Source organism: Siccirubricoccus soli (assembly GCF_024178315.1).
Taxonomy (GTDB): domain Bacteria; phylum Pseudomonadota; class Alphaproteobacteria; order Acetobacterales; family Acetobacteraceae; genus Siccirubricoccus; species Siccirubricoccus soli.
On the sequence record NZ_JAMZIK010000289.1, the window covers coordinates 1 to 2,122 of the forward strand.

General features: G+C 73.8%; 4 protein-coding genes. 1 reads left to right on the plus strand and 3 read right to left on the minus strand.

Features of this window, described 5'->3' with window-relative positions; translation table 11 throughout:
• From NJ376_RS28395 to NJ376_RS28405, 3 genes are all read right to left on the minus strand, one after another.
• The coding region (locus tag NJ376_RS28395; RefSeq protein WP_252956706.1) for a hypothetical protein at positions 1-326 on the minus strand (326 nt) is incomplete at its 3' end.
• Positions 326-970 carry an aminoacyl-tRNA hydrolase gene (gene pth, locus NJ376_RS28400; protein ID WP_252956707.1) on the minus strand — a complete coding sequence of 215 codons (645 nt, stop codon included), beginning with the start codon at positions 968-970 and terminating at the stop codon, positions 326-328. The genes NJ376_RS28395 and pth, both read right to left, overlap by 1 nt.
• 9 nt (positions 971-979) lie before the next feature.
• A complete protein-coding gene (locus NJ376_RS28405; protein ID WP_252956708.1) occupies positions 980-1,636 on the minus strand; it encodes a 50S ribosomal protein L25/general stress protein Ctc in 657 nt (218 codons plus the stop codon).
• A gap of 278 nt (positions 1,637-1,914) precedes the next feature.
• Between NJ376_RS28405 and NJ376_RS28410 the strand changes: the two genes are divergently transcribed.
• Positions 1,915-2,122 (plus strand): hypothetical protein (locus NJ376_RS28410; RefSeq protein ID WP_252956709.1); only part of this gene is annotated, 208 nt, incomplete at its 3' end.

The window sequence follows — 2,122 nt, forward strand, 5'->3', positions numbered from 1 at the left end:
CGCGCCGCCTGCTCGGCCGGCGCGCCGCCCGGGCCGATGATCGTCGCCGCTTCCAGCAGCAACGCCGCCGTCAGTGCCGAATCGCCCAGCGTCGCCAGCACCGCGCGCTGCCGCCGCACATCCGCCAGCGGCCCGCCGGAATGGTCCCCGATCTGCGCCGCCGCCACCTGCCGCAGCGAGGCGGCAACGCCGGCCAGGGCGCCGGCTTCCCGCACCAACGCGGCGGCCAGCGCCGCGGCGGCATTGGCGAAATCCTCGGCGCCGGGACCACCAAAGCCGGGGCCGCCGAAGCCATGGCCGAATTCGCCATCCTCGCCCATATCCATCAGCCAGCCTCCTGCGTCAGCAGCGCGACGCGCGTCATGAACTCCTCCGACCTTGCGGCCACCAGCAGGGGCGCGGCGTCGGCCACGGCCTCCAGTAGCCGGGCCAGCCAGGCCTCATCCGCCTTGGCGAAATTCCCCAGCACATGGCCGGTGACGCGGTCCTTGTGGCCGGGGTGGCCGATGCCGAGGCGCACCCGCCAGAATTCCGGCGAGCCCAGCGCCCGCTGCATGTCCCGCAACCCGTTATGCCCGGCCGCGCCGCCGCCCTTCTTCACCCGCACCTTGCCCGGCGCCAGGTCCAGCTCGTCATGGAAGGCGGTGATGCCCTCGGGCGGGATCTTGTGGAAGGCCGCGGCCGGCTGCACCGCCTCGCCGGAGCCGTTCATGTAGGTCAGCGGCTTCAGGCCGATGACCTTGACGCCGCCGATGCTGCCCTCCGCCACCAGCCCCTTGAAGCGCTGCCGCCAGGGGGAGAAGCCATGGCGCCGGGCGATCTCGTCCAGCGCCATGAAGCCGATATTGTGGCGGTGCCGCGCCTGGGAGGGCTCGGGGTTGCCGAGCCCGACCCACAGCAGCGGCCCCTTGGGCGGCGAACCGCCGGGGGAGGAGGCGGGCCCAGGCGATGGGCCCGGACGCGCCGCCATCCCGCCGGGTTACTTCTTCTTGCCGCCGGTGGCGGGGGCCTTCTGCTTCGTGGCCTCCGGCGCGGCCGGCGCGGCGGCGGGGGCGGGCGCCTCCTCCTGCACCGTCGGCGCGGCGATGGTCGCCACCACGAAGTCGCGGTCGATCACCGACTTGGTGCCGAACTGCTCCTTCACTGCGGACCAGCGCAGGCTGTCGCCGATGCCGGCCTCGCCCAGATCGATCTCGAAGGCCTCCGGCACCGCATCCGGGTCGGCGAGCACTTCGAGCTCGCGGCGGACGACGTTCAGCACGCCGCCGGCCTTCAGGCCGGGGCACGTCGCCTCGTTCAGGAAGTGGACGGGGACGCGCACGCGGATCCGCTGGCCAGCCGCCAGGCGCTGGAAATCCACATGAATCGGGCGGTCCGTGACCGGGTGGAACTGCACGTCGCGCATCAGGGTGCGCTCGGTGCCGCCATCCTTCACCGCCACCTCATAGAGGTGGGACTGCCAGCCGCCCTTCTGCAGCTCCTTCATCACGTCGCGCGGGTCGAGGGCGATGAGGGTCGCCTCCTGCTTCGCGCCGTAGATCACCGCAGGGACAAGGCCCTGCCGCCGGGTCGCACGTGCCGCCCCCTTACCGGCCCGCCCGCGCGCCTCGGCCTCGATCCGGATCGTCTGGACCATGGTCGTGCTCCGCTTGGTATGGGTATGGACCCTTGCCGGGCCATCGGGGCCCGGAAACGGGTACGCCGGCCTCCAGGGGTGCCGGCGCGGCCGGGGCCTTAGCGGATCGGGGCAGCGGGTGCAACGGCGAAGGCTCGGGAGGGCCGCCGTCGCGGGGCCCGGTTGCGCCTCCGACCCGCACCGCGCCGCCCGCCGGGGCCATGCGGGCTGCGTCATTTCCCGGCCAACACCATCGCCCGGCGTTTCGTGCCGGGGCGCTCCTGCTCTAGCGTGACTGGATGGATTTCATCGTGTTCGGCCTGCTGCTGGTCGGCGGCTTCGTTCTCGGTTGGGGGCTCGGCATTGCCGGCTGGGTGAAGGCCGGGCGGCTGGAGCAGCGGGTGGCGACGCTGGAACGCCGGCTCGCGGAGGCCGGGCTGCCGGCCGCGGCGCGGGAGGCGCCGGCAGCAGCGACCGAGGCCGGGCCGCCCGCCCCGGCGGCGCCGG

What these genes read in the sequence shown, in the direction of transcription:
- pth (WP_252956707.1), bottom strand. Translation starts at nt 970, where the DNA reads ATGGCGGCGCGTCCGGGCCCATCGCCTGGGCCCGCCTCCTCCCCCGGC.
- NJ376_RS28405 (WP_252956708.1), bottom strand. Translation starts at nt 1,636, where the DNA reads ATGGTCCAGACGATCCGGATCGAGGCCGAGGCGCGCGGGCGGGCCGGT.